20 protein-coding genes are annotated in these 20654 nt (G+C 73.9%); 5 read left to right on the top strand and 15 right to left on the bottom strand.

Going from position 1 to position 20654, the window contains the following annotated elements; all coding sequences use genetic code 11:
* Positions 1-52: 52 nt before the first annotated feature.
* Positions 53-1516 carry an aminotransferase-like domain-containing protein gene (locus tag ACZ4XJ_RS21750; RefSeq protein ID WP_468497068.1) on the bottom strand — a complete coding sequence of 488 codons (1464 nt, stop codon included), beginning with the start codon at positions 1514-1516 and terminating at the stop codon, positions 53-55.
* Between ACZ4XJ_RS21750 and ACZ4XJ_RS21745 the strand changes: the two genes are divergently transcribed.
* A complete protein-coding gene (locus tag ACZ4XJ_RS21745) occupies positions 1515-2603 on the top strand; it encodes a DMT family transporter (RefSeq protein WP_468497067.1) in 1089 nt (362 codons plus the stop codon). The two genes, ACZ4XJ_RS21750 and ACZ4XJ_RS21745, sit on opposite strands and share 2 nt — an antisense overlap.
* 61 nt (positions 2604-2664) lie before the next feature.
* Positions 2665-2862, top strand: coding sequence for a DUF1918 domain-containing protein (locus ACZ4XJ_RS21740; protein WP_281209903.1), 198 nt, complete (start codon positions 2665-2667; stop codon positions 2860-2862).
* A 15-nt stretch (positions 2863-2877) separates the two neighbouring features.
* Here the strand turns inward: ACZ4XJ_RS21740 and ACZ4XJ_RS21735 are convergent, their stop codons facing one another.
* Complete coding sequence (locus tag ACZ4XJ_RS21735) at positions 2878-4170, bottom strand: glycoside hydrolase family 10-like protein (RefSeq protein WP_362880106.1); 1293 nt, start codon at positions 4168-4170, stop codon at positions 2878-2880.
* A gap of 154 nt (positions 4171-4324) precedes the next feature.
* Between ACZ4XJ_RS21735 and ACZ4XJ_RS21730 the strand changes: the two genes are divergently transcribed.
* Complete coding sequence (locus tag ACZ4XJ_RS21730) at positions 4325-5227, top strand: 3-hydroxybutyryl-CoA dehydrogenase (RefSeq protein ID WP_362880105.1); 903 nt, start codon at positions 4325-4327, stop codon at positions 5225-5227.
* A gap of 42 nt (positions 5228-5269) precedes the next feature.
* Here the strand turns inward: ACZ4XJ_RS21730 and ACZ4XJ_RS21725 are convergent, their stop codons facing one another.
* From ACZ4XJ_RS21725 to infC, 10 genes are all read right to left on the bottom strand, one after another.
* Positions 5270-5806, bottom strand: coding sequence for an NUDIX hydrolase (locus tag ACZ4XJ_RS21725; protein WP_362880103.1), 537 nt, complete (start codon positions 5804-5806; stop codon positions 5270-5272).
* Between the two features lie 53 nt (positions 5807-5859).
* A complete protein-coding gene (locus ACZ4XJ_RS21720; RefSeq protein WP_362880102.1) occupies positions 5860-7197 on the bottom strand; it encodes a transcriptional regulator in 1338 nt (445 codons plus the stop codon).
* Positions 7198-7637: 440 nt separating this feature from the next.
* Positions 7638-7847, bottom strand: a complete 210-nt coding sequence (locus tag ACZ4XJ_RS21715; RefSeq protein WP_468497066.1) for a hypothetical protein — start codon at positions 7845-7847, stop codon at positions 7638-7640.
* A 187-nt stretch (positions 7848-8034) separates the two neighbouring features.
* A complete protein-coding gene (pheT, locus tag ACZ4XJ_RS21710; RefSeq protein WP_362880098.1) occupies positions 8035-10563 on the bottom strand; it encodes a phenylalanine--tRNA ligase subunit beta in 2529 nt (842 codons plus the stop codon).
* Positions 10563-11690, bottom strand: coding sequence for a phenylalanine--tRNA ligase subunit alpha (gene pheS / locus ACZ4XJ_RS21705; protein ID WP_362880096.1), 1128 nt, complete (start codon positions 11688-11690; stop codon positions 10563-10565). Before pheS ends, pheT begins: the two co-directional genes overlap by 1 nt.
* A gap of 161 nt (positions 11691-11851) precedes the next feature.
* On the bottom strand, positions 11852-13039 hold the full coding sequence (locus tag ACZ4XJ_RS21700; RefSeq protein WP_362880094.1) for a sensor histidine kinase: 1188 nt from the start codon (positions 13037-13039) through the stop codon (positions 11852-11854).
* A 55-nt stretch (positions 13040-13094) separates the two neighbouring features.
* The gene (locus ACZ4XJ_RS21695) at positions 13095-13952 is read right to left on the bottom strand and encodes a TrmH family RNA methyltransferase (protein WP_362880093.1); all 858 of its coding nucleotides are present in this window, start codon (positions 13950-13952) and stop codon (positions 13095-13097) included.
* Between the two features lie 110 nt (positions 13953-14062).
* Entirely contained in the window at positions 14063-14449 is a 387-nt protein-coding gene (gene rplT, locus ACZ4XJ_RS21690; RefSeq protein WP_007263143.1) for a 50S ribosomal protein L20, read from the bottom strand.
* Between the two features lie 100 nt (positions 14450-14549).
* Complete coding sequence (rpmI, locus tag ACZ4XJ_RS21685) at positions 14550-14744, bottom strand: 50S ribosomal protein L35 (protein ID WP_030387121.1); 195 nt, start codon at positions 14742-14744, stop codon at positions 14550-14552.
* Between the two features lie 102 nt (positions 14745-14846).
* Positions 14847-15569, bottom strand: a complete 723-nt coding sequence (gene infC / locus ACZ4XJ_RS21680) for a translation initiation factor IF-3 (RefSeq protein WP_362884743.1) — start codon at positions 15567-15569, stop codon at positions 14847-14849.
* A gap of 321 nt (positions 15570-15890) precedes the next feature.
* On the opposite strand from infC, the gene ACZ4XJ_RS21675 reads away from it, so the two are divergent.
* Entirely contained in the window at positions 15891-16289 is a 399-nt protein-coding gene (locus ACZ4XJ_RS21675) for a DUF1844 domain-containing protein (RefSeq protein WP_362884742.1), read from the top strand.
* Positions 16290-16435: 146 nt separating this feature from the next.
* Here the strand turns inward: ACZ4XJ_RS21675 and ACZ4XJ_RS21670 are convergent, their stop codons facing one another.
* The 3 genes from ACZ4XJ_RS21670 to ACZ4XJ_RS21660 are packed head-to-tail and all read right to left on the bottom strand — an operon-like array spanning position 16436 to position 19226.
* Entirely contained in the window at positions 16436-17182 is a 747-nt protein-coding gene (locus ACZ4XJ_RS21670) for an SseB family protein (RefSeq protein WP_362882518.1), read from the bottom strand.
* A gap of 2 nt (positions 17183-17184) precedes the next feature.
* A complete protein-coding gene (mycP, locus tag ACZ4XJ_RS21665) occupies positions 17185-18414 on the bottom strand; it encodes a type VII secretion-associated serine protease mycosin (protein ID WP_468497065.1) in 1230 nt (409 codons plus the stop codon).
* Complete coding sequence (locus ACZ4XJ_RS21660) at positions 18411-19226, bottom strand: hypothetical protein (protein WP_468497064.1); 816 nt, start codon at positions 19224-19226, stop codon at positions 18411-18413. The genes mycP and ACZ4XJ_RS21660 overlap by 4 nt, the downstream gene beginning before the upstream one ends.
* 226 nt (positions 19227-19452) lie before the next feature.
* Between ACZ4XJ_RS21660 and ACZ4XJ_RS21655 the strand changes: the two genes are divergently transcribed.
* Entirely contained in the window at positions 19453-20646 is a 1194-nt protein-coding gene (locus tag ACZ4XJ_RS21655; RefSeq protein WP_384002191.1) for an amino acid deaminase/aldolase, read from the top strand.
* Positions 20647-20654: the final 8 nt, after the last annotated feature.

Genomic DNA, 20654 nt, shown 5'->3' with positions numbered 1-20654 from the left:
CACCGTCGGGTCGTACGTCGTGCGCTCCGGCCAGGACAGCGCCCCGGGCACCTCAACCGACGCGATCGGCGGGGCCCGCCCCCCGGTCCAGGGCGGTCCGCAACCGCCGTACGGCCTCCACGAGTTCGCCGGAACCCGGGACGCCGGAGAAGCTGAGGCGGACGTACGGGGCCGGCGGCTCCGCGCAGAAGTAGGGGCGGCCCGGGGCGACCGCGACCCCGGCGCGCAGGGCCGTCGCCGCGAACTCCGCGTCGTCGCCGGGCCCACCGGGCCGGGCCCACAACTGGTAGCCGCCGGACGGCAGATGGGGCACCTCGACGGCGGGCAGTTCACGGCGCAGGGCCCCGGCGAGCACGTCCCGCCGATGCCGCAGTTCCGCGGCGACGGCGCGCAGGTGGCGGGGCCAGGCGGGCGCCCCGACCAGTTCGAGGGCGGCTTCCTGTAGGGGCCGCGACACGAAGAAGTTGTCCACGACCTGAATGGCTCGCAGCCGGTCCAGTACGGGGCCGCGGGCGGCGATGGCCCCGACCCGCAGGCTGGGTGAGGTCGGCTTCGTCAGGGAGCGGACGTGCACCACCACGGCGTCCGGGTCCTCCGAGGCGAGGGTGGCGGGCAGCGGGCCGCTGTCGTCGTGGGCCAGGTAGCGGGCGTAGTCGTCCTCCACCACGAAGGCACCGGCGGCGCGCGCGATCCGCAGCACCTCGGGCCGCCGCGCGGCGGACAGCACCGCCCCCGTCGGGTTCTGGAACACCGGCTGGCACACGAAGACCCGCGCGCCCGTCGCCTCGAAGGCGGCGGCCAACAGCTCCGGCCGGACCCCGTCGGCGTCGACCGGGACCGGTACGGGCCGGCAGCCCGAGGAGCGGGCGATGGCCAGCAACCCGGGGTAGGTGGGCGACTCGACCAGCACCGGACTGCCGGGCGGGGCCAGCGCCCGCAGGGCGGTGGTGAGGGCGCTCTGCCCGCCCGCCGAGACCAGCACGTCGGCGGCGCGCACCGACCCGGCGGCGCCGCCGATCTCCCGCGCGAACCAGTCGCGCAACTCCGGCAGCCCCTCCACCGGCGGGCGCCCCCACGCCCCGGGCCGGCGTCCGGCCCGGGCCAGGGCCGCCGCCATGGCCCGCTCGGGCTGCATCGAGGGGTGCAGGTAGCCGCCGTTGAGCTCGATGACCCCGGGCGGCGGCGTGACGAGCGAGATCATCACCCCGGAGGCGTCCACCGAACGCGGGACGACGTCCCCCGCGCCCTCGGCGCTCAGGGCGACCTCCTGCCAGGAGGTGTCGGCCGGCGCGGGCGCCGTCGTACGGGGCCGGGACCGGAACGCCCCGGCGCCGGGGCGGGTGACGACCAAGCCCTCGGCGGCGAGCTGGGCCAGCGCCCGGGTCACCGTGACGGGGCTGACCCGAAACCGTTCCACCAGGGCCCGGCTCGACGGCAGCTTTCCACCCACCGGGTAGCGGTCCAGCTCGGATTTCAAGCTTTCCGCGAGTTCCGCCACACTGCTACGCTCGTACATGACAGCACAGAATAGCGCTACTCACCCCACCTCGATAGCGGTCCGCCCCACCACCGGCCCCGGCCGGGCCGCCGGAACCGGCGCCGACGCGGGTACGGCCACGAGAAGCGGCGCGAAGACGGGCGCGGGGAGCGGCACCGCCACCGGCCCGGGGAGCGCGACCGGCACCGGCCCGGGAAGCGGCACCGCCACCGGCCCGGGGAGCGCGACCGGCACCGCCACCGGCCCCGCCGGCAGCCGCTCGGGCACGCTGCTCGCCCTGCTCGGAGTCGTCGCGTTCTCGCTGACCTTCCCCGCCACCGCCTGGGGCCTGGAGAGCTTCGGCCCCTGGTCGCTCGTCGCGCTGCGCAGTCTCCTCGCCGCGGCCATCGCCGGGGTCTTCCTGCTCGCCGGCCGGGTCCGGCCGCCCGCCCGTGCGCACTGGGTCGGGCTCGCCGTCGTGGCGGGCGGCGTGGTGGTCGGCTTCCCGCTGCTGACCACCCTGGCCCTGCAGACCTCGACCACGTCGCACGCCGCCGTCGTCGTCGGGCTGCTGCCGCTGACCACCGCCGCGCTGTCCGCCGTGCGCACCGGCGCCCGCCCCTCGCGGCGGTTCTGGGTGGCGGCCGTCGCCGGCGCCGCGATCGTGCTGGGCTTCACCCTCGCCCAGAGCGGCGGCAGCGCATCGGTCGGGGACGCCTACCTCTTCGGGGCGCTGCTGGTGTGCGCCGCCGGGTACACCGAGGGCGCCCGGCTCGCGCGGACGCTGCCGGGCTGGCAGGTCATCGGTTGGGCCCTGGTGCTGTGCCTGCCGCTCAGCGCGGCCGGATCCGTGCTCGGTCTCGCGTACGAGCCGGTGCACCTCACCGGCCACGGGCTGATCGGGCTGGTGTGGGCGGCGGCCGGGTCCACCTTCCTCGGTCTGTACGTCTGGTACCGCGGGATGGCCGCGATCGGCGCCCCGCGCGCCAGCCAGCTCCAGCTCGCCCAGCCGCTGCTGACCCTGCTGTGGTCGGTGGTCCTGCTGGGCGAGGAAATGTCCCCCGCCACTCCGCTGGCCGCCTGCGCCGTGCTCGTCTGCATCACCGCGACCCAGCGGGTCAAATAGCCCCGAACCGCCCTAAACTGCTATCACCGGATCGGATCGGACCACCGTCGAGGAGGTCACTATGCACGCCACCGAGGGCGACCAGATCGTGCAGCACGGCAGGGTGGTCGGACAGAACGACAAGGTCGGCGAGATCACCCAGATCCTGGGGGAGAACGGAACCCCGCCCTACCGGGTCCGCTTCCAGGACGGCCACGAAGCGCTCATGGCTCCCGGACCCGACTGCGTGGTCCGCCACCCCGCCGACCCCGCCCACTGACGGGCGGCACCGGCTTCAGCGCGGCGGCACGGCCGTCGGGTAATGGTCGGCGATGACCTCGGCCATCGCTCCGTTGGGGTCCGCGACCACCTGCTTCGCCGAGAAGTAGACGTGGCCGCGGACCTCCGCGTGGTTCCGGGCCAGCCGTACGTGCCGGGACAGCTCCGCCGGGTCCCGCCAGGCCGGCGTGGCGCTGCGGGCGTCGCAGCGGTACAGCGCCTCCCCCACGTACAGGTCCACCCCCGTGCCGCGGACGGTCTCCGCCCACCACGGCACGAGCGCGGCGTAGTCGGCGGTCGGGTGGCCGATGTGCCAGTACACCTGAGGGGCGATGTAGTGGAGCCAGCCCTCGGTGACCCACTTGCGGGTGTCCGCGTAGAGGTCGTCGTACGTCGCCACCCCCGCCCGGGTCGGCGAACCCAGGGGGTCCCGGTCGGAGTTGCGCCAGACCGCGAACGGGCTGACCCCGAAGCGGGCGGCGGGCCGTACGGCGCGCACCTTCTGCGCCATCTCGCGCACGAGGGTGTCGGTGTTGTTCCGCCGCCAGTCGGCGCGCGAGGCGAAGCCGGAGCCGTACCGCGCGAAGGCGTCGTCGTCGTCGAAGTACTGACCGGCGACCGGGTACGGGTAGAAGTAGTCGTCCCAGTGCACCCCGTCGACCGGGTAGCGTTCGACGGCTTCGAGCATCGCCCGCTGCACGAAGTCACGCACCTGCGGCAGCCCGGGGTTGTAGTAGAGCTTGCCGCCGTACGGGACGGTCCAGCCGGGGTTGCGGCGCGCGGGGTGCGCGGCGACCAGCCGGCCGGGGTCGGTGTGGTTGGCGACGCGGTACGGGTTGAACCAGGCGTGCAGCTCCAGCCCGCGCGCGTGCGCCTCGGTGACCGCGGTGCCCAGCGGGTCCCAGCCCGGGTCGCGGCCCTGCTGCCCGGTCAACCACTGCGACCAGGGCTCCCGCGTCGAGGGCCACATCGCGTCGGCCGTGGGCCGGACCTGGAGGATCACCGCGTTGAGCCGGCGCTCGACGGCGGTGTCCAGCAGCGAGAGCAACTCCGCGCGCTGAGCCGTGGCCGACAGCCCGCTCCTGGAGGGCCAGTCCACGTTCTCCACGGAGGCGATCCACATGCCGCGGAACTCGCGGGCCGGCCCCCGGGCCGCCGCCCCTTCCGCCCCCACCCGCTCCGCGGGCGCCACCACCCGTTCCGCCGGCGTCGCGCTGCCGCGCACCGCGGCCGCCGGGCCGGCCACCGCCGTGGAGGCCAGCGCCCCCGCCGCTCCGGCCAGTAGCTTCCGCCGTCCGATGTACGTCATGTGACGACTCCGTTCCGTTGCGTGACAATGCGTTGCGTGCGCCCAGCATGCCCGCCCCGGCCCGCCACATCGCTCAACGTCGGGGGTAACGTCGGGGGGCGTGGCGGGCGTCGGAACGCAGTTACCACTGTCGAGTACGGGGGACCCGCGATGGATGAGCAGCGAAAGGCACGACGTGACGGACCTCTCTACCCTCCCGACCGACATCACCCGGGTCGGCGTGGTGGGCTGTGGCCAGATGGGCGCGGGCATCGCCGAGGTGTGCGCCCGCAGCGGTCTTGAGGTGATGGTCGCCGAGACCACCGGCGAGGCGCTGGAGATCGGGCGGACCAGGCTGCACAACTCCCTGACCAAGGCCGCCGAACGCGGCAAGATCAGCGAGCAGGAGCGGGACGACACCCTGGCCCGCCTCAGCTTCACCACGGACCTCGGCGAGTTCGCCGACCGCGACCTCGTCATCGAGGCGGTCGTCGAGAACGAGCAGGTCAAGACGGAGATCTTCCAGGTCCTCGACCAGGTGATCACCCGCCCGGACGCGATCCTCGCCTCCAACACCTCTTCCATCCCGCTGGTGAAGCTGGCCGTCGCGACCTCGCGTCCGGACCAGGTCATCGGCATCCACTTCTTCAACCCGGCGCCGGTGCAGAAGCTCGTCGAGCTGATCCCCGCGCTGACCACCGGCGAGGAGACCGTCAAACGGGCCGAGGCCCTGGTGCGGGACGTGCTCGGCAAGCACGCGGTCCGCGCCCAGGACCGTTCCGGCTTCGTCGTCAACGCGCTGCTCGTGCCGTACCTGCTCTCCGCGATCCGGATGTTCGAGTCCGGCATCGCGAGCCGCGAGGACATCGACAACGGCATGGAACTGGGCTGTGCCCACCCGATGGGCCCGCTCAAGCTGTCCGACCTGATCGGCCTGGACACCATCGCCTCGATCGCCGACTCGATGTACGCCGAGTACAAGGAGCCGCTGTACGCCGCTCCCCCGCTGCTCCAGCGCATGGTCGACGCCGGCCGGCTCGGCCGCAAGACCGGCTCGGGCTTCTACCCGTACGGCTAGGGCGGACGGGACGGCCGGCCCGCGCGGGACCGGCGCCCCTCCCTACGGGCGCCCCGGCCGCAGGTGGTGCAGCAGGAGCAGCCCGGCCGCCATGTTGGCGGCCGGGATCTCCCCGCGCGCGATCATGTCCGGCACCAGCTTCAGCGGGACCCACTCGCGGCGCGAGGACTCGAACGCGTCCTGCGGGTCTCCGGTCCAGGTCGCGCCGTCCGACCAGTAGAGGTGGTGGCGGGCGTCGGTCAGGCCGTTGGACGGCTCGACGGTCATCAGGTGCCGCAGCGGGCCCGGCCGCCAGCCCGACTCCTCCTCCATCTCCCGGGCCGCCGCGCACGCGATGTCCTCGCCGTCCTCGACGACCCCGGCCGGCAGTTCCCAGCCCCAGCTGTCGGTGATGAACCGGTGCCGCCACAGCAGCAGCACCTCGTTGGCCTCGTTGACAGCGGTGGCGACGGCGACCGGCCGCAGCCTGATGACGAAGTGGTCCAGGTGCCGGCCGTCGGGGAGTTCCACGTCGGCGAGGTTCACGTCGAACCAGCGGTTCTTGTACACGGTCTGCTCACTCAGGTTCGTCCACTGCACGGTCTTGCCACCTTTCGGTTCGGTTGGTGGCAACATCGCAGCAGTTCACGTCCTCACAGGGGAACGCGCAACGCCTCGTCGATCAACTGGGCCGTCTCCTCCGCACCCGCCGAACCGCTGGTCAACAGCTGTGCGCGGACCGTCCGCAGCCGGTCCCGCAGCCGCAGCGACTCCATCCCCTTGGCCCGCTCGGCCATTTCGACCGCTGCCGCCACCGCCCCGTCCGCCTCGCCCTGCCGCAACTGGATCTCGCACAGCATCGCCAACCGGTGCACCCGGCCCCGATCGTGCGCCGGGGTGCCCACGGCCTCGACCGCCTGCGCGTGCGCCGCGCGCAGGTCGCCCAGGCTGAGCAGCGCCTCGGCGACCTGTACGTTCACCAACCCGGGCTGCACGTACCCGGTCTCGTCCGGCTCGGTACCGGGCCGGATCCGGCCCGCCGCGGCCTCGGCGCGCCGGATGCAGGACAACGCCGCCGCCGTCTCGCCGAGTCGGGCGTACGCCTTGGCCTGCATCGCGTACAGGTCGGCGGCCAGGGCCGGGGTGGTGTGCCGACCGGCGGCCCGCAAGGCGGCCTCGGCGAAGGCGACGGCCTGCCGGTGGTCGCGCAGGTGCAGGGACTGGTTGACCAGCAGGGCGATCACGTACGCGCCGAGCCCGCGGTCCCCGCTGGCCTTCGCCAGGCGCAGCGCCTGGTGGAAGTAGCGCTGGGCGAGCCCGTGGGCGTCGGAGTCGTACGCGCAGATCCCCGCCACCGCCACCAGGGAGCCGGTGGCCCGGTACAACAGGCGTCCGACCGGGTCGGGGTAGCCGCCGCGCAGCATCGGAGCCGTCTCGTTGCCGAGGAAGCGCACGATCCGGTCCCGGGTGGCGACACCGCCGGCCCGCCGGTACATCAGCTCGTAGTGCGCGCGGGCGGCGCGCAGGATCTCGATGTGCTCGGGGCCGATCCGGTGCGGCCCCTGCCGGGACACGTCCGCGTCCTCCGGCGGGTTCTCCCACTCCCACACCGGGATCACGGCCGAGGTGCCGGTGATCGCCTCGGCGGTGAGCCGGCCGGGCCGGCCCGGTTCGTCGGAGCGCCACAGGGCGGTGGCACGGTCCACGAAACCGCTGAGTCCGGCCGTGTGCGGGGCCGGCCGGCCGGGCAGGCCGAGTCCGATGTCGTCGAGCGCCACCGGGCGGTGCAGGCGTCCCCCGAGGACCTCGCAGATCAGGTCGGGCACCTGACCTCGGGGCCGCTGCCCCTTCAACCACCGGGAGACAGCGGTGTGTTCGTAGCGCAGCGCGAGTCCCCGGGTCCGGCCCGCCTGGTTCACGTGCGCGGCGAGTCCGGCGTGGGACATGCCCGCCTCGGCGAGGAGGGCATCGAGCAGGGCGTTGGGCTGCATGGGCCCTCCAGGGGCTCGTCGGAATTCAGGCTAGCGGGTGGGTACTTCACGCGGGGCACGGTGCGTCGAATTCACACGGGGTGCGAATCGAGTACGCGCATAAATGCGATCCGCACCCTGCCGCGCGGGGGGCCCGGCGCGCTTCACTGAAGAGCCTCGCCAATGAGGCCGCTCGGGTCGTCGGCTCCCCCTCGTACAGTGCGACGACCCGGCACCGCGCCGCCCGCCTTGCTGTCTGCCCGACACTCCATGGCAGGCGGGCGGCGCGCCACGGCTGCTCCGGGCCCCGGTTGGTCGCCGGGCCCCGGCAGCCGGGCCGTATCCGCACCGGGCCCGTCCACCGGCCCGGTGCGGAGCGGCACCACCGGTGCCGGTGGCGAACGGTCCGGTGCGAAGTCGGGGTCCGGTCCCGCCGGCGGGGATGGGCACGGCCGGGTCGCTCAGTCACGGTCGTTGCGCGGCGCCGGCCGGGCGACGTCGTCGCCGAGCCGCCCACCGGTGTCGCGCGCCGGCGCGGCGTGCACGCCCGCGACCAGCCGCGCGGGCGTGAGCGCCGGCGCCCGCGCGAGGGGCCCGACCGGACCCCCGGGCGCGACGCACACCGCGACGCCCGCCCCGCAGGGCAGGGGCGTGTTCCCGCGCGTGATCATCCGTAGGTCGCTCCCCTCCGGCCCTGCGGCCGGAACGATTGTGTCGACCTCCAGACGTACCGGACACGGGCCTCCGGGCTTCTCACCCGAACGAGTGAGCTGAGGCGCAGGCGCCGGGAAAGCCGCAGGGGCACGTCCGGTGTCCCGGACGTGCCCCTGCCTGCCTGTTCCCCCTACGTCGGCGCGCTCACGCGCCGCGCAGCACCGCTCCGGTCCGCTCCGCGGCCAGCGCCACCGCCGCGTCGCGGGCGGCCGTGGACTCCTCGGCCGTCAGCGTGCGGTCGGGCGCGCGGAAACGCAGCGCGTAGGCCAGCGACTTCTTGCCCTCGCCGACCTGCTCGCCGGTGAACACGTCGAACAGCCGCAGGGACTCCAGGAGTTCACCCGCGCCCTTGCGCAGCGCGGCCTCCACGGAGGCGGCCGGCACGGACGCGTCGACGATCAGCGCGACGTCCTGGGTCGCCACCGGGAAGGTGGAGATCCTGGGCGCCCGGAGGGCCTCGCCACCGGCCGCCGCGAGGCGGTCGAGGTCCAGCTCCATGGCGCTGGTACGGGCCGGCAGGCCCATCGCCTTGACGACCCGGGGGTGCAGCTCGCCGGCGTGACCGATGACCGTCTCCACCCCGTCCAGGGTGACGACGAGCTCGGCGCACCGGCCGGGGTGCCACGGGCCGTACCGGCCCTGACGGACGACCAGTTCGGTGCCGGCCTCGACGGCCAGCTCCCGGGCGGCCTGGACCGCGTCCGCCCAGTCGGCCGGGCGGCCCTTGCCCCACCAGCCGGCCTGCTCGCGGCCACCGGCCAGCACGACCGCGGCGAACCGCGGCTGCGCGGGCAGGGCCGCGTTCAGGGTCTCGATCTCCTCGTCGGTGGGACGCCGGTCGACGGGCAGTCGCACGGCGACGCCCGGCTGCGCGTCGGCCCGGAAGACCGAGCCGGTCTCGAAGAGCGCGAGGTCGTGGCTGCCCCGGCTGTCGTTGCGGCGCAGCGCGCCGAGCAGACCCGGCAGCAGCGTGGTGCGCAGCGCCGGCTCCTCGTCGGAGATCGGGTTGACCAGCTTGACGACCTGACGGGTGACGTCGTGGGCCGGGAACTGGAGCTGGTCCAGGACCTGCTCGCCGATGAACGGGTAGCTCAGGGCCTCGACGTAGCCGGAGCCGGCCAGCGCGCGGCCGACCCGGCGGTGCAGCTGCTGCCGGGCGGTCAGACCGCGGCCGGAGGGCACCTGCGGGAGGGTGGACGGGAGGTTCCCGTAGCCCTCCAGCCGGATGACCTCCTCGGCGAGGTCGTTGGGCTCGGCGAGGTCGGGCCGCCACGAGGGGACCGTGACGACGAGCTCGTCCTGGCCGTAGACGTCGCAGCCGATCTCCTGGAGGCGACGGACGACGGTCTCGCGGCCGTAGTCCATGCCCGCGACGCGGTCGGGGTGGTCGGCGCTCATCGCGACGGTGCGCGGGGCGCCCGGTGCGGTGAGCTCGGTGACCCCGGCCTCGGCGGTGCCGCCCGCGAGGAGCACGAGCAGGTCGACGGTCCGCTGGGCGGCCGCGGCGGCGGCCTGCGGGTCGACGCCCCGCTCGAAGCGCTTGGAGGCCTCCGAGGAGAGCTTCATCCGGCGGGCGGTGCGCGAGATCGTGATGGCGTCGAAGTGCGCGGCCTCGATGACGACGTCCGTGGTGCCCGTGACCTGTCCGGTCTCGGGGTCGGTGACGGAGTCGGCGATCTCGGTGTTGGCGCCGCCCATGACGCCGGCGAGCCCGATCGGCCCGCTGTTGTCGGTGATCACCAGGTCCTCGGCGTCGAGGGTGCGCTTGACGCCGTCGAGGGTGGTGAACTTCTCGCCCTGCTCCGCGCGGCGGACGCCGATGGCGCCGTCGAGACGGGAGCGGTCGTAGGCGTGCAGCGGCTGACCGAGCTCCAGCATGACGTAGTTGGTGACGTCGACGGCGAGCGAGATCGGGCGCATGCCCGCCTTCTGGAGGCGGCGCGTGAGCCAGATCGGGGACCGGGCCTCGGGGTCGAGACCGGTCACCGTGCGGGCGGTGAAGCGGTCGCAGCCGGCCGGGTCGTCGATCTTGACCAGGTAGCCGTAGGAGTTGGGCGCCGGGACGTCGAGCAGCGCCGGGTCGCGCAGCGGCAGGCCGTAGGCGGTGGCGGCCTCGCGGGCCACACCGCGCATCGACATGCAGTAGCCGCGGTCCGGGGTGATGTCGATGTCGAGGACCTCGTCGACGAGCTGGAGCAGCTCGATCGCGTCGGTGCCGACCTCGTACTCGGGCGGCAGCACGATGATGCCGTGCGTGCCGTCGTCGCCCATGCCCAGCTCGTCGCCGGAGCAGATCATGCCGTGCGAGGTCTTGCCGTAGGTCTTGCGCGAGGCGATCGCGAAGTCCCCGGGCAGGACGGCGCCGGGCAGGACCACGACGACCTTGTCGCCGACGGCGAAGTTCCGGGCACCGCAGACGATCTCCTGCGGCGCGCCGGTGCCGTTGGCGGTGCCGACGTCGACGGTGCAGAACCGGATCGGCTTGCGGAAGCCTTCGAGCTCCTCGATCGTCAGGACCTTGCCGACGACGAGGGGGCCCTTGAGGCCGCCGCCGAGCTGCTCGACGGTCTCGACCTCAAGGCCGGCGTCGACGAGCTTGGCGGCCACGTCGCGGCCGGTCGCACCTGCGGGGAGGTCGACGTACTCCCGCAGCCAGGAAAGCGGGACGCGCATCAGATCTCACTCCCGAACGGTCGGGTGAAGCGAACGTCGCCCTCGACCATGTCTCGCATGTCTTCCACGTTGTGACGGAACATCAGCATCCGCTCGATGCCGAACCCGAAGGCGAACCCGCTGTACTTCTCCGGGTCCACGCCGCAGGCGGTCAGCACCTTGGGGTTGACCATGCCGCAGCCGCCGAGCTCGATCCAGCCCTCGCTGGAGCAGGTGCGGCACGGGCGGTCGGGGTTGCCCACCGACGCGCCGCGACACACGTAGCACTGCATGTCCATCTCGGCGGACGGCTCGGTGAAGGGGAAGAAGTGCGGGCGCAGGCGCGTGGTGGTGCCCTCGCCGAACAGCTCCTGGACCATGTGGTCCATGGTGCCCTTGAGGTCCGCCATGGTCAGGCCCTCGTCGACGGCGAGCAGCTCGACCTGGTGGAACACCGGGGTGTGCGTCGCGTCGAGCTCGTCGGTCCGGTACACGCGACCGGGGCAGACGATGTAGACGGGGGGCTTGCGCTCCAGCAGCGAGCGCGCCTGCACCGGGGAGGTGTGGGTGCGCAGCACGACGCCCGACTCGTCGCCCTCGGTGCCTTCCGGCCCCCGGACGAAGAAGGTGTCCTGCATCTGGCGCGCGGGGTGGTCGGGCGTGAAGTTGAGGGCGTCGAAGTTGAACCACTCCGCCTCGACCTCGGGGCCCTCGGCGACCTCGTACCCCATGGCCACGAAGATGTCCGCGATGCGGTCCATCAGCGTGGTCAGGGGGTGCCGGGCGCCGGAGGGGATCCGGTCGTGGGGCAGCGTGACGTCCACCGCCTCCTCGACCAGCACCCGCTCGTCGCGCTCGGCCTCCAGCTCGACCGTGCGGGCCCCGAAGGCCTTGTTCACGGCGCCACGGGCCTGACCGACGCGCTTGCCCGCCTCGGCCTTGGCCTGGGGCGGCAGGGCGCCGATCTCGCGGTTGGCGAGCGCCAGGGGCGAGCGATCGCCCATGTGCGCGGTCTTCGCCTCGCGGAGCTCGTCGAGGTCGCCGGCGGACGCGAAGGCGGCGAGCGCCTCGTCCCGCATGCGCTCGATCTCTTCCGGTTTCAGTGCCTCGACCTCGACAGGGTCGTACGACTTGTTCGGTGCCGACATCTCTTCCCGTACTTCCGATGGCTGGCTGGTGGTCCCCGCACGACTCGATCGAAACGTCTCGCCGCGATCGGCACGTGGACACAAAGGTGCCAAAGGACGAGTCTAAAGGTCGTCGGGGGTGTGAGGCGCCCGCGGGCCGCCTGGCGAGATCCCGCGCGGTATTACTGCGTGAGGTAGGCCGGTGCGGCGACGGGCAGGATAAATCGGAACCGGGCGCCGCCGCCGGGCCCGCGGCCGACGGTGATGGTGCCGCCGTGGGCCTCCACGATGCCCTTGACGATGTACAGGCCCAGGCCGGTGCCGCCGCGCTTGCTCCCCCGCCAGAAGCGGGTGAAGACGCGGCCCATCGATTCCTCGGGGATGCCGGGGCCCTCGTCGGTCACGGTGACGGCGGTTCCCTTCTCGTGCGGCGACACGTCGATGGTGACGGTTCCGTCACCGTGGCGCACCGCATTTTCGAGCAGGTTGCCGAGGATCTGGTCGATCTTGTCGGGATCGGCCCACAGGTCGGGCAGGGGACGGCTGACCCGCACGAGGAACCGCTCGGGGGTCTGGCCGTTCGCGATGAGGGCCTGGACGTGCCGGCCCACCGCGGCGGCGAGGTCGACGGGCTGGCGGCGCACTTCGAGGCGGCCGGAGTCGATGCGGGAGATGTCGAGGAGCTCGGCGATCAGCCGGGTCACGCGGTTGGCGTCGGCGTCGACGGTCTCCAGCATGAGCCGCTTCTGGTCGTCGGTGAACCGCTCCCACTTGGCGAGCAGGGTCGCGGTGAACCCCTTCACGGAGGTCAGCGGGGAGCGCAGTTCGTGGGCGACGGTGGCGATCAGCTCGGCGTGGCTGCGCTCGGTGCGGCGGCGGGCCTCGGTGCCGCGCAGGGTGACGACGAGGCGGCTGACCGGGCCGGTCGGGTGGGTGCGCACGTACCGGGCGGACACCAGCACCTCGCGGCCGCCGGGCAGCAGCAGGTTGCGTTCGGGCTGTCCGCGCCGGGTGGCGAGGCCGCCGTAGGGGTCGGTCAGGGCCCACCAGCGGCGGCCTTCGAGGTCCTCCAGGGGCAGCGCGCGGTCGATGCGGCTGCCGAGGGCCTGGCGGGGATCGGTGGCGGTCATCCGGCCGGCGGCCCGGTTGAAGCAGATGACCCGACCCGCGTGGTCGGCGACGACGAGCCCGTCGGGCAGTTCGTCGGGGTCGAGGCCGTACCCGGCGCCGCCGCCGGCCCCCGGGGCGCCCGCCTGGTGCGGTACGCCGGGCAGGCCGTCGGGGGCGACGGCGGCCGGGCCGGGGGCGTCCCCGGGCCGCTGCCCGGCTCCGGCCGCGGCTCCCGGCAGGCTGTTCGTACCGACGGTCATGTCCCCGTACCCCACATCTCCGAGTACCGCAGTGGGCCCCCGGGCCGTCACATTACTAGCTGGGGGTCACGGAGCGGCACCCTCCGGGCGCCCGCTGTGCTCGCGCGGACGCGTAGAGACACACGGCGGCGGCCGTCGCGAGGTTCAGGCTCTCCGCCTTGCCGTGGATCGGTACCCGCACCACGGCGTCCGCAAGCGCGCGGGTCTCCTCCGGCAGGCCCCAGGCCTCGTTGCCGAAGACCCAGGCGGAGGGGCCGCCCATGGTGCCCGCGTCCAGTTCGGCGTCGAGGTCGTCCTCGCCGGCCCCGTCGGCCGCGAGGATCCGTACGCCGGCCGCCCGCAGTCCGTCCACGGCCTGCTCGACGGGAACGCCGACCGCCACCGGGAGGTGGAAGAGGGAGCCGACGGAGGCGCGTACGGACTTGGGGTTGTACAGGTCCACGGAGGCGTCGGTGAGGACCACCGCGTCGGCCCCGGCGGCGTCGGCGCAGCGCAGCACCGTACCGGCGTTGCCGGGGTCGCGGACGTGCGCGAGGACGGCCACCAGCTTGGGTCCGGCCTTGAGGATCTCCTCGAAGGGCGAGTCGAGGAAGTGGCAGACGCCGACGAGGCCCTGCGGGGTGACGGTCTGGGACACCTCGGCGAGGACCTCGTCGGGGGCGCGGTGCACGCGGGCCCCGGAGAGCAGGGCGGCCTCGACGATGTCGGCGTGGCGCTCGGCGGCCTCGACGGTGACGAACAGCTCGATCAGGGTCGGCCCCTGGGCGCCGCGGTGCTCGACGGCCTCACGGACGGCCTGCGGGCCTTCGGCGATGAACCGGCGTTCCTTGGTGCGGAAGTTGCGCCGCGCCAGGCGCCTGGCCGCGGCCACCCGCGGGGATCGGGGGGAGATCGGCTCGTCGGGGTAGCCCATGGGTCTCAGCGGTTCTCTCTACGGGGTCCGGGCGGGGAAAGCACGCGGACCCGCAGGCGAGAAGCCTGCGGGTCCGCGGTTGCCGGCCGCGTGACGCGGCCGGCGAGGCTTTAGGCAGCGGCCTTCGGCGCGTTGACGTCGGCCGGGAGGGCCTTCTGCGCGACCTCGACGAGGGCGGCGAACGCGTTGGCGTCGTTGACGGCCAGCTCCGCGAGGATCTTGCGGTCCACCTCGATGTTGGCGGCCTTCAGACCCTGGATGAGGCGGTTGTACGTCATGCCGTTCTGGCGGGCAGCGGCGTTGATGCGCTGGATCCACAGCTGACGGAAGTCGCCCTTGCGCTTCTTGCGGTCGTTGAAGTTGTAGACCAGCGAGTGGGTGACCTGCTCCTTGGCCTTGCGGTACAGGCGCGAACGCTGACCGCGGTAGCCGGAGGCCGCCTCGAGGATCGCCCGGCGCTTCTTGTGGGCGTTTACTGCCCGCTTGACGCGTGCCACTTTTTAACTCCTTGTAGCGGGGCCGTGGTTGTCTTCACACGGCCCGAATTCGATGGGGTCCCGGTCTTGACGTTCCGCTCCCGGAAGGGGGCGGCGAACGTCACTTGCCGAGAAGCTTCTTGATCTTCGCGGCGTCGCCGGGGGCCATCTCCGCGGTGCCGGTCAGGCGCCGGGTGACACGGGACGACTTGTGCTCGAGCAGGTGGCGCTTGCCGGCGCGCTCACGGAGCACCTTGCCGGAGCCGGTGATCTTGAAGCGCTTCTTGGAACCGCTGTGCGTCTTGTTCTTCGGCATAGCGCCGTTATCTCCTCGTCGGTAACGCTCCCACCGGTCCTCGCGGACCGGCTTGCGGGAGCGTCATGTTGTGTCGGTGATCCGGGACGGGCTGCCCCGGAATCAGGCCTCGGCGTTCGCGTCGGCGTTCGCCTCGGCAGAGGGAGCCTCGTCGGAGGCGACCTCGGTGGTCTCCGCCTCGACGGGGGCGGTCTCCTCGGAAGGAGCCTCCTCGTCGCCTGCGACGACACCCTGGCGCTCGGCCTTGCGGGCGGCCTGCGCCTCGCGGGCTTCGGCCATCGCCTCGGTCTTCTTCTTGTGCGGACCGAGAACCATGATCATGTTTCGGCCGTCCTGCTTCGGGTTCGACTCGATGAACCCGAGGTCCTCGACGTCCGAAGCCAGCCGCTGCAGCAGTCGGTAGCCGAGTTCCGGCCGGGACTGCTCGCGACCACGGAACATGATCGTGATCTTGACCTTGTCGCCCTGCTTGAGGAACCGAACGACGTGACCCTTCTTGGTGTCATAGTCGTGCGGGTCGATCTTCGGCCGGAGCTTCATTTCCTTGATGACCGTGTGCGCCTGGTTCTTGCGCGCCTCACGGGCCTTCATGGCCGACTCGTACTTGAACTTGCCGTAGTCCATGAGCTTGCAGACCGGCGGGCGTGCGGACGCCGCGACCTCGACCAGGTCGAGGTCGTACTCCTGCGCCAGTTCAAGCGCCTTGGCAAGCGGCACGATGCCGACCTGCTCGCCGCTGGGACCGACGAGTCGAACCTCGGGAACGCGAATCCGGTCGTTGATGCGGGGCTCGGTGCTGATGGATCCTCCTAGGTAGCACCACACGACTGCCTGGCAGACAGCCGCTGACGTCATTTGTCGTCCGACCTACCGCGGCGGACAAACAAAAAGCCCCGCCGGGCACAGGCAGGGGCTCCAAAACAACCGGAGCACCGCCGCGTGCGAACCGCGGGGCGCAAACTCGGGCAGCTTTCCATCGTCCGTACGGAACGATGGATACCGCCTGACCGGAAGACCTGCCTCCCCGAAGGGTGGTCAGGTGGGAGGGAGCCTCCACTTGTGGGCCGGGCACACAGGTGTCCGGCCGGTCGAAGTACATACTAGCACCCGCGTTGCAAGCCCGCCGCACGGCATATCGTGGGGCGTATGACTGACGCGACGCCCTCCGATTCCACTTCTGCCGCCGCCGGCCCCTCCGACGCCGCCGGCGCCCCCGACTACGACGAGATGACCCGTGACATCGCGGACGTCCCCGCCGTCGAGGTCATCACGACGGTGGCCGTCCACCTGCTGAGCGCCGCGGCGGTCAACCTGGGCCTGGACAAGCCGGACTCGGAGCACAAGGACCTCGACGAGGCCCGCAAGCTGATCACCGCCCTCGCGGGCCTGGTCACGGCGAGCGCCACCGAGATCAGCTCCTTCCACGCGGCCCCGCTGCGCGACGGCCTGAAGTCGCTCCAGCTGGCCTTCCGCGAGGCCTCGATCGTGCCGGACGAGCCGGGACAGGGTCCGGGCGAGAAGTTCACCGGTCCCGTCTACGCCTGATCCGGCGCGGCGCACGATTGAGGGCCCGGCCCCCTGGAAGGTTCCAGGGGGCCGGGCCCTCAATCGTGCGCCGCGCTCGCGACGCTCGTGTCCGGCGTTCGTGTCGGGCGTTCGTGTCCGGCGTTCGTGTCCGGGCCGGGCTCCGGTCAGCGGCTGAAGAGGGGCTCCCCCGGCGGGACCGGGCCCTGCGGCGGGAGCAGCGCCAGGTCCAGACCCCGTACGAGCCTGGCGCGCAGGGTCTCGTCCGCGGCCAGCGCCTCGGCGACCCGGCGGGCGGCGGCCTCGGGTGCCCGGCCGGCCTCGTCGGAGAGCACCACGGCGAGGGTGCCGTCGGAGCCGGCGCCGGAGCGGACCAGGTGGGCGCGGAGCACGGCGGGGTCCGCCGCCACGACGGCCCGTACGGCCTCCCGTACGGCGGGGTCGGCCAGCGGGCCGGCTTCGGTGCGGCCCTCGGCCAGCGCGAGCAGCGCGGAGCCGGTGAGCTGGTAGGGGACGGGACCGGCCAGGTCGACGACGATCGTGTCGGCCTTCTCGTGCGCGGCGGCGGCGAGGGCCTGGTGCAGGGGGACGGCGACCGGTCGGGCGGCCGGGTCCCACAGGGCGAGCGAGGCGATCGAGGTGAAGGCCGGCAGGGCCCGCCGGTCGCCGGCCGTCAGGGTGGGGACGGCCATGTCGCTGGTCTTCTCACGCTGGAGGCCGGTCCCGGGGTCGGTCTCGACCTCGCCGAGCATCGCCACGACGGGCACCAGCAGGCGGGCGTCCTTCAGGGCCGCGAGCACCTGCGGCTCGGCCGCGCGGTCCGCGGCCCAGGCGGCCAGGGCCGCGCTCAGCCGGGGATCGGCGGTGCCGTCGTCGTCGGAGAAACCGGGATCGGGAATGTTCTTGGTCGCCACAATTACCCGAGCCTATCCCGCCGTGCGGTGCGCGGACGCCGGGCCAGGACGCCCGCCACCCCGAGCAGGGCGAGCCCCGCGACGGCCGCGGCCGGCGCGCCGAGGCGGGCGGGCCGCTCGGTGGGGCGGACCGGTTCGGGTCCGGGCCCGAAGTACCGGCCGGCAGCCGGGACGGGGGACGGCACGGGCGCCTCGGGGCGCAGCGCGCCGGCTGCCTGGAGGGCGGCGACGGGATCGACGGTGCCGTGGCCGCGGGCGTCGTCGCGACCGCCCACCGGGCCGTCGGCGGCGGTGTCCTCCAACAGCTTCTTGACCTGGGCCGGGGACAGGTCCGGGTGGGCGGCCTTGACGAGGGCGACGGCTCCGGACACGAAGGCGGCGGCGGCGCTGGTGCCCCAGCCCTCGTAGTAGGAGCGGTCGGGGTCGGCGATGACGACGTCGACGCCGGGGGCGCTGACGGTGGCGTACCAGTGCTGGGTGGAGAAGGGGGCCTTACGGCCCTGCCGGTCGACGGCCGCGACGGCGATCACCCCGGGGTAGGCGGCGGGGTAGGAGGTGCGGTCGCCGCGTTCGCCGCCGTTGCCGGCGGAGGCGACGACGACCACGCCCTTGCCGAGGGCGTACTGGACGGCTTCGTCCTCGGCGGCCTCGTGGTGGGCGGAGTCGCTGTCGTCGCCGAGCGACAGGTTGATGACGTCGGCGCCGTGGTCGGCGGCCCAGCGGATGCCTTCGGCGAGAGCGCCGGACTTGGCGTCGCGGGCCTCGTCGCGGCCGGGGTCGCCCTCCTCCAGGATCACCCGGACCGGCAGGATCTTCGCCTGGGGCGCGACGCCGAGGACGCCCTGGCCGCGGTGGGGGCCGTGGCCGCGGCCCGCGATGATGCTCGCCATCGCGGTGCCGTGGCGGCCCCAGGAGCGGTCGCCGCGGCCGGCGCCCATGCCGACGAGGTCGCTGCCCTCCAGGACCTGTCCGGCGAGGTCGGGGTGGCCGGCGTCGACGCCGGTGTCGAGGACGGCGACGGTGACCCCGTCGCCCTGTGTGGTGCCCCAGGCCTCCTCGGCGCGCAGGGTCAGCAGCCCCCACTGCCGGTCGCGGATGGTGTCGGCGGCGACGGGGTGCACGGCGGTGAGGGTGACCAGGGCGGCCAGCGCGACGGCTCCGACGATCCGCGCGGGCCGCTCGCGGCGACCCCGGGCGCGGGGGTGGCCGGCGGCGGGGCGGGGGTCGGTCATCGGGTGGGCTCCGTGGGCGGGGGCGCCGAGGCCGTGGGTGGGGCGGCGAGGGTGGACAGGGCACGTTCGAAGCGGGCGGCGAGGGATGTGGCGTCGTGGCCCAGGCCCGCTTCGGTGACGACTCCGGTGGCGCTCGGGTGGGCCGCCTCCTCGGCGGGGGCGGGTGCGTCCATGGCGCGCCCGTCGGCGAAGGCGGAGACGGTGTAGACGAGGACGGGGGCCCCGGCGACGACGCTCGTGCTCCAGGCGGCCCGGCGGGTGTCGGCGTACGCGTAGGCGGGCGGGGCGGGCAGCCTGCCGCGGAGCCCGTCCATGGTGACGGAGTCGGCGGGGGTGAAGACCAGGCCGACGGTGACCAGCGAGCTGCGGGTGGCGTCGGTGTAGGTGGCGCGGAGCACGCGGGTGCAGCCGGTGGCGGCGAGCGCGGCCCGCCAGTCGGCGGTGAGGGCGGCGGCGCAGTCCGCGTCGGGCGCGAGCGCGGTCCGGGTCCAGTTGCGGTCGGCTCCGCCGGGGCCGGCCCCGGCGGCGTCCACCTGCGGTGGCAGCAGGCTGTCCACGGGGGCGGACCGCCAGAGCGAGGCGGCCTGCCGGTAGGCGGCGTCCGGCGGCAACGGGCGCCGCGCGTCGCGGTGTTCGCTCCAGGCGGTGGCGGCGGCCCCGGCGAGCAGGCCGGCGCCGAGGAGGGCGCTCAGGACGGCGGCGGCGGTCCGGCCGGCGCGGCGCGGCGCCCGACCGTCGGGGGCGGGCCGTTCGGTGGGCGCGGGGGGAACGGGCTCACCGAGGTGAGCGGTCCGTGGTGTCGACGTGGTCATCCGGCGGCTCCGCCCCCCGCTTCCGTACGGCTGCCTGCCCCGTACTCTACGGGGCCCGCGCCCCGGTGGGGACGGGGTCGCGGGGGCCGTGACCGGCGCGGGGCCGTCCGCCCCGGAGCACGCGGGTCGGGCGCGCGCCCGCGAGCGGCGCCCCCGCGCCGGGGCACTCGGAGCGGCCCGCTCCGGGGCCTACCCACGGGTAGGGCCATCTGGCAAGCTGCCGGGCATGACTTCCGACCGGGCCCGGTACGACCGGGCGACCGCGCACCTCGAAGCGCCGCTGGCCATCGTGGACCTCGACGCGTTCGACGCCAACGCCGACGATCTCGTGCGCCGGGCCGGCGGCAAGCCGGTCCGGGTCGCCAGCAAGTCCGTACGGTGTCGGGCGCTGCTCGAACGGGTCCTGGCGCGGCCCGGGTTCGCCGGGATCATGTCGTACACGCTCGCCGAGTCGCTGTGGTTGGCCCGCTCGGGGTTCGAGGACGTCCTGCTCGCCTACCCGTCCGCGGACCGGGCCGCCTTCGCGGAGCTCGCCGGGGATCCGAAGCTGGCCGAGGCCGTGACGGTGATGGTGGACGATCCGGCGCAGCTGGAGCTGATCGACCGGGCGCGGGACGGCGGGACGCAGGAGGTCCGCGTCTGCCTGGAGTTGGACACCGCGCTGCACCTGCTCGGCGGCCGGGTACGGGTCGGGGCGCGGCGTTCGCCGCTGCGGGAGCCGGAGCAACTGGCCGCGCTGGCGCGGGCGGTGGCGGCGCGGCCGGGGTTCCGGGTGGTGGGGCTGATGGGCTACGAGGGGCACGTCGCCGGTGTCGGGGACGCGTTGGCCGGGAGGCCGGTGCGCTCGCGGATGATCCGGCTGATGCAGGGCGCGGCCCGCAAGGAGCTGGCGGCCCGGCGGGCCGAGGCGGTGCGGGCGGTCCGCGCGGTGGTGCCGGATCTGGAGTTCGTCAACGGCGGTGGCACCGGCAGCGTGCAGCAGACGGCCGCCGAGGACGCGGTGACGGAGATCGCCGCCGGGTCGGGGCTCTACGTACCGCGGCTCTTCGACAACTACACCTCGTTCCGCGGCCGGCCCGCGGCCCTGTTCGCGCAGCCGGTGGTGCGCCGGCCCGGGGTGGGCGTGGTGACGGTCCTCGGCGGGGGCTATCCGGCGTCGGGTGCGCCGGGTGCGGACCGGCTGCCCGTGCCGTACCTGCCGGAGGGGTTGCGCTACGACCCGCAGGAGGGGGCGGGCGAGGTGCAGACGCCGCTGCTGGGGAGTCCGGCGGACGACCTGTTGATCGGGGACCGGGTGTGGTTCCGGCACGCGAAGGCCGGTGAGCTGTGCGAGCGGTTCGACGCCCTGCACCTGGTCGAGGGCGACCGGGTGACGGCCACCGCCCCGACGTACCGGGGCGAGGGCCGCACCTTCCTGTAGCGCGCGGG

It is taken from the genome of Streptomyces sp. NPDC029836, from assembly GCF_055574495.1.
The sequence above is the reverse complement of the archived record's forward strand: the minus strand, read 5'-3'. Positions and strand labels throughout refer to the sequence as shown.

Coding starts and splice junctions, on each gene's coding strand:
- ACZ4XJ_RS21745 (WP_468497067.1), top strand. CDS start 1,515: ATGACAGCACAGAATAGCGCTACTCACCCCACCTCGATAGCGGTCCGC.
- ACZ4XJ_RS21750 (WP_468497068.1), bottom strand. CDS start 1,516: ATGTACGAGCGTAGCAGTGTGGCGGAACTCGCGGAAAGCTTGAAATCC.
- ACZ4XJ_RS21740 (WP_281209903.1), top strand. CDS start 2,665: ATGCACGCCACCGAGGGCGACCAGATCGTGCAGCACGGCAGGGTGGTC.
- ACZ4XJ_RS21735 (WP_362880106.1), bottom strand. CDS start 4,170: ATGACGTACATCGGACGGCGGAAGCTACTGGCCGGAGCGGCGGGGGCG.
- ACZ4XJ_RS21730 (WP_362880105.1), top strand. CDS start 4,325: ATGAGCAGCGAAAGGCACGACGTGACGGACCTCTCTACCCTCCCGACC.
- ACZ4XJ_RS21720 (WP_362880102.1), bottom strand. CDS start 7,197: ATGCAGCCCAACGCCCTGCTCGATGCCCTCCTCGCCGAGGCGGGCATG.
- ACZ4XJ_RS21715 (WP_468497066.1), bottom strand. CDS start 7,847: ATGATCACGCGCGGGAACACGCCCCTGCCCTGCGGGGCGGGCGTCGCG.
- pheT (WP_362880098.1), bottom strand. CDS start 10,563: ATGCGCGTCCCGCTTTCCTGGCTGCGGGAGTACGTCGACCTCCCCGCA.
- pheS (WP_362880096.1), bottom strand. CDS start 11,690: ATGTCGGCACCGAACAAGTCGTACGACCCTGTCGAGGTCGAGGCACTG.
- ACZ4XJ_RS21700 (WP_362880094.1), bottom strand. CDS start 13,039: ATGACCGTCGGTACGAACAGCCTGCCGGGAGCCGCGGCCGGAGCCGGG.
- ACZ4XJ_RS21695 (WP_362880093.1), bottom strand. CDS start 13,952: ATGGGCTACCCCGACGAGCCGATCTCCCCCCGATCCCCGCGGGTGGCC.
- rpmI (WP_030387121.1), bottom strand. CDS start 14,744: ATGCCGAAGAACAAGACGCACAGCGGTTCCAAGAAGCGCTTCAAGATC.
- ACZ4XJ_RS21675 (WP_362884742.1), top strand. CDS start 15,891: ATGACTGACGCGACGCCCTCCGATTCCACTTCTGCCGCCGCCGGCCCC.
- mycP (WP_468497065.1), bottom strand. CDS start 18,414: ATGACCGACCCCCGCCCCGCCGCCGGCCACCCCCGCGCCCGGGGTCGC.
- ACZ4XJ_RS21660 (WP_468497064.1), bottom strand. CDS start 19,226: ATGACCACGTCGACACCACGGACCGCTCACCTCGGTGAGCCCGTTCCC.
- ACZ4XJ_RS21655 (WP_384002191.1), top strand. CDS start 19,453: ATGACTTCCGACCGGGCCCGGTACGACCGGGCGACCGCGCACCTCGAA.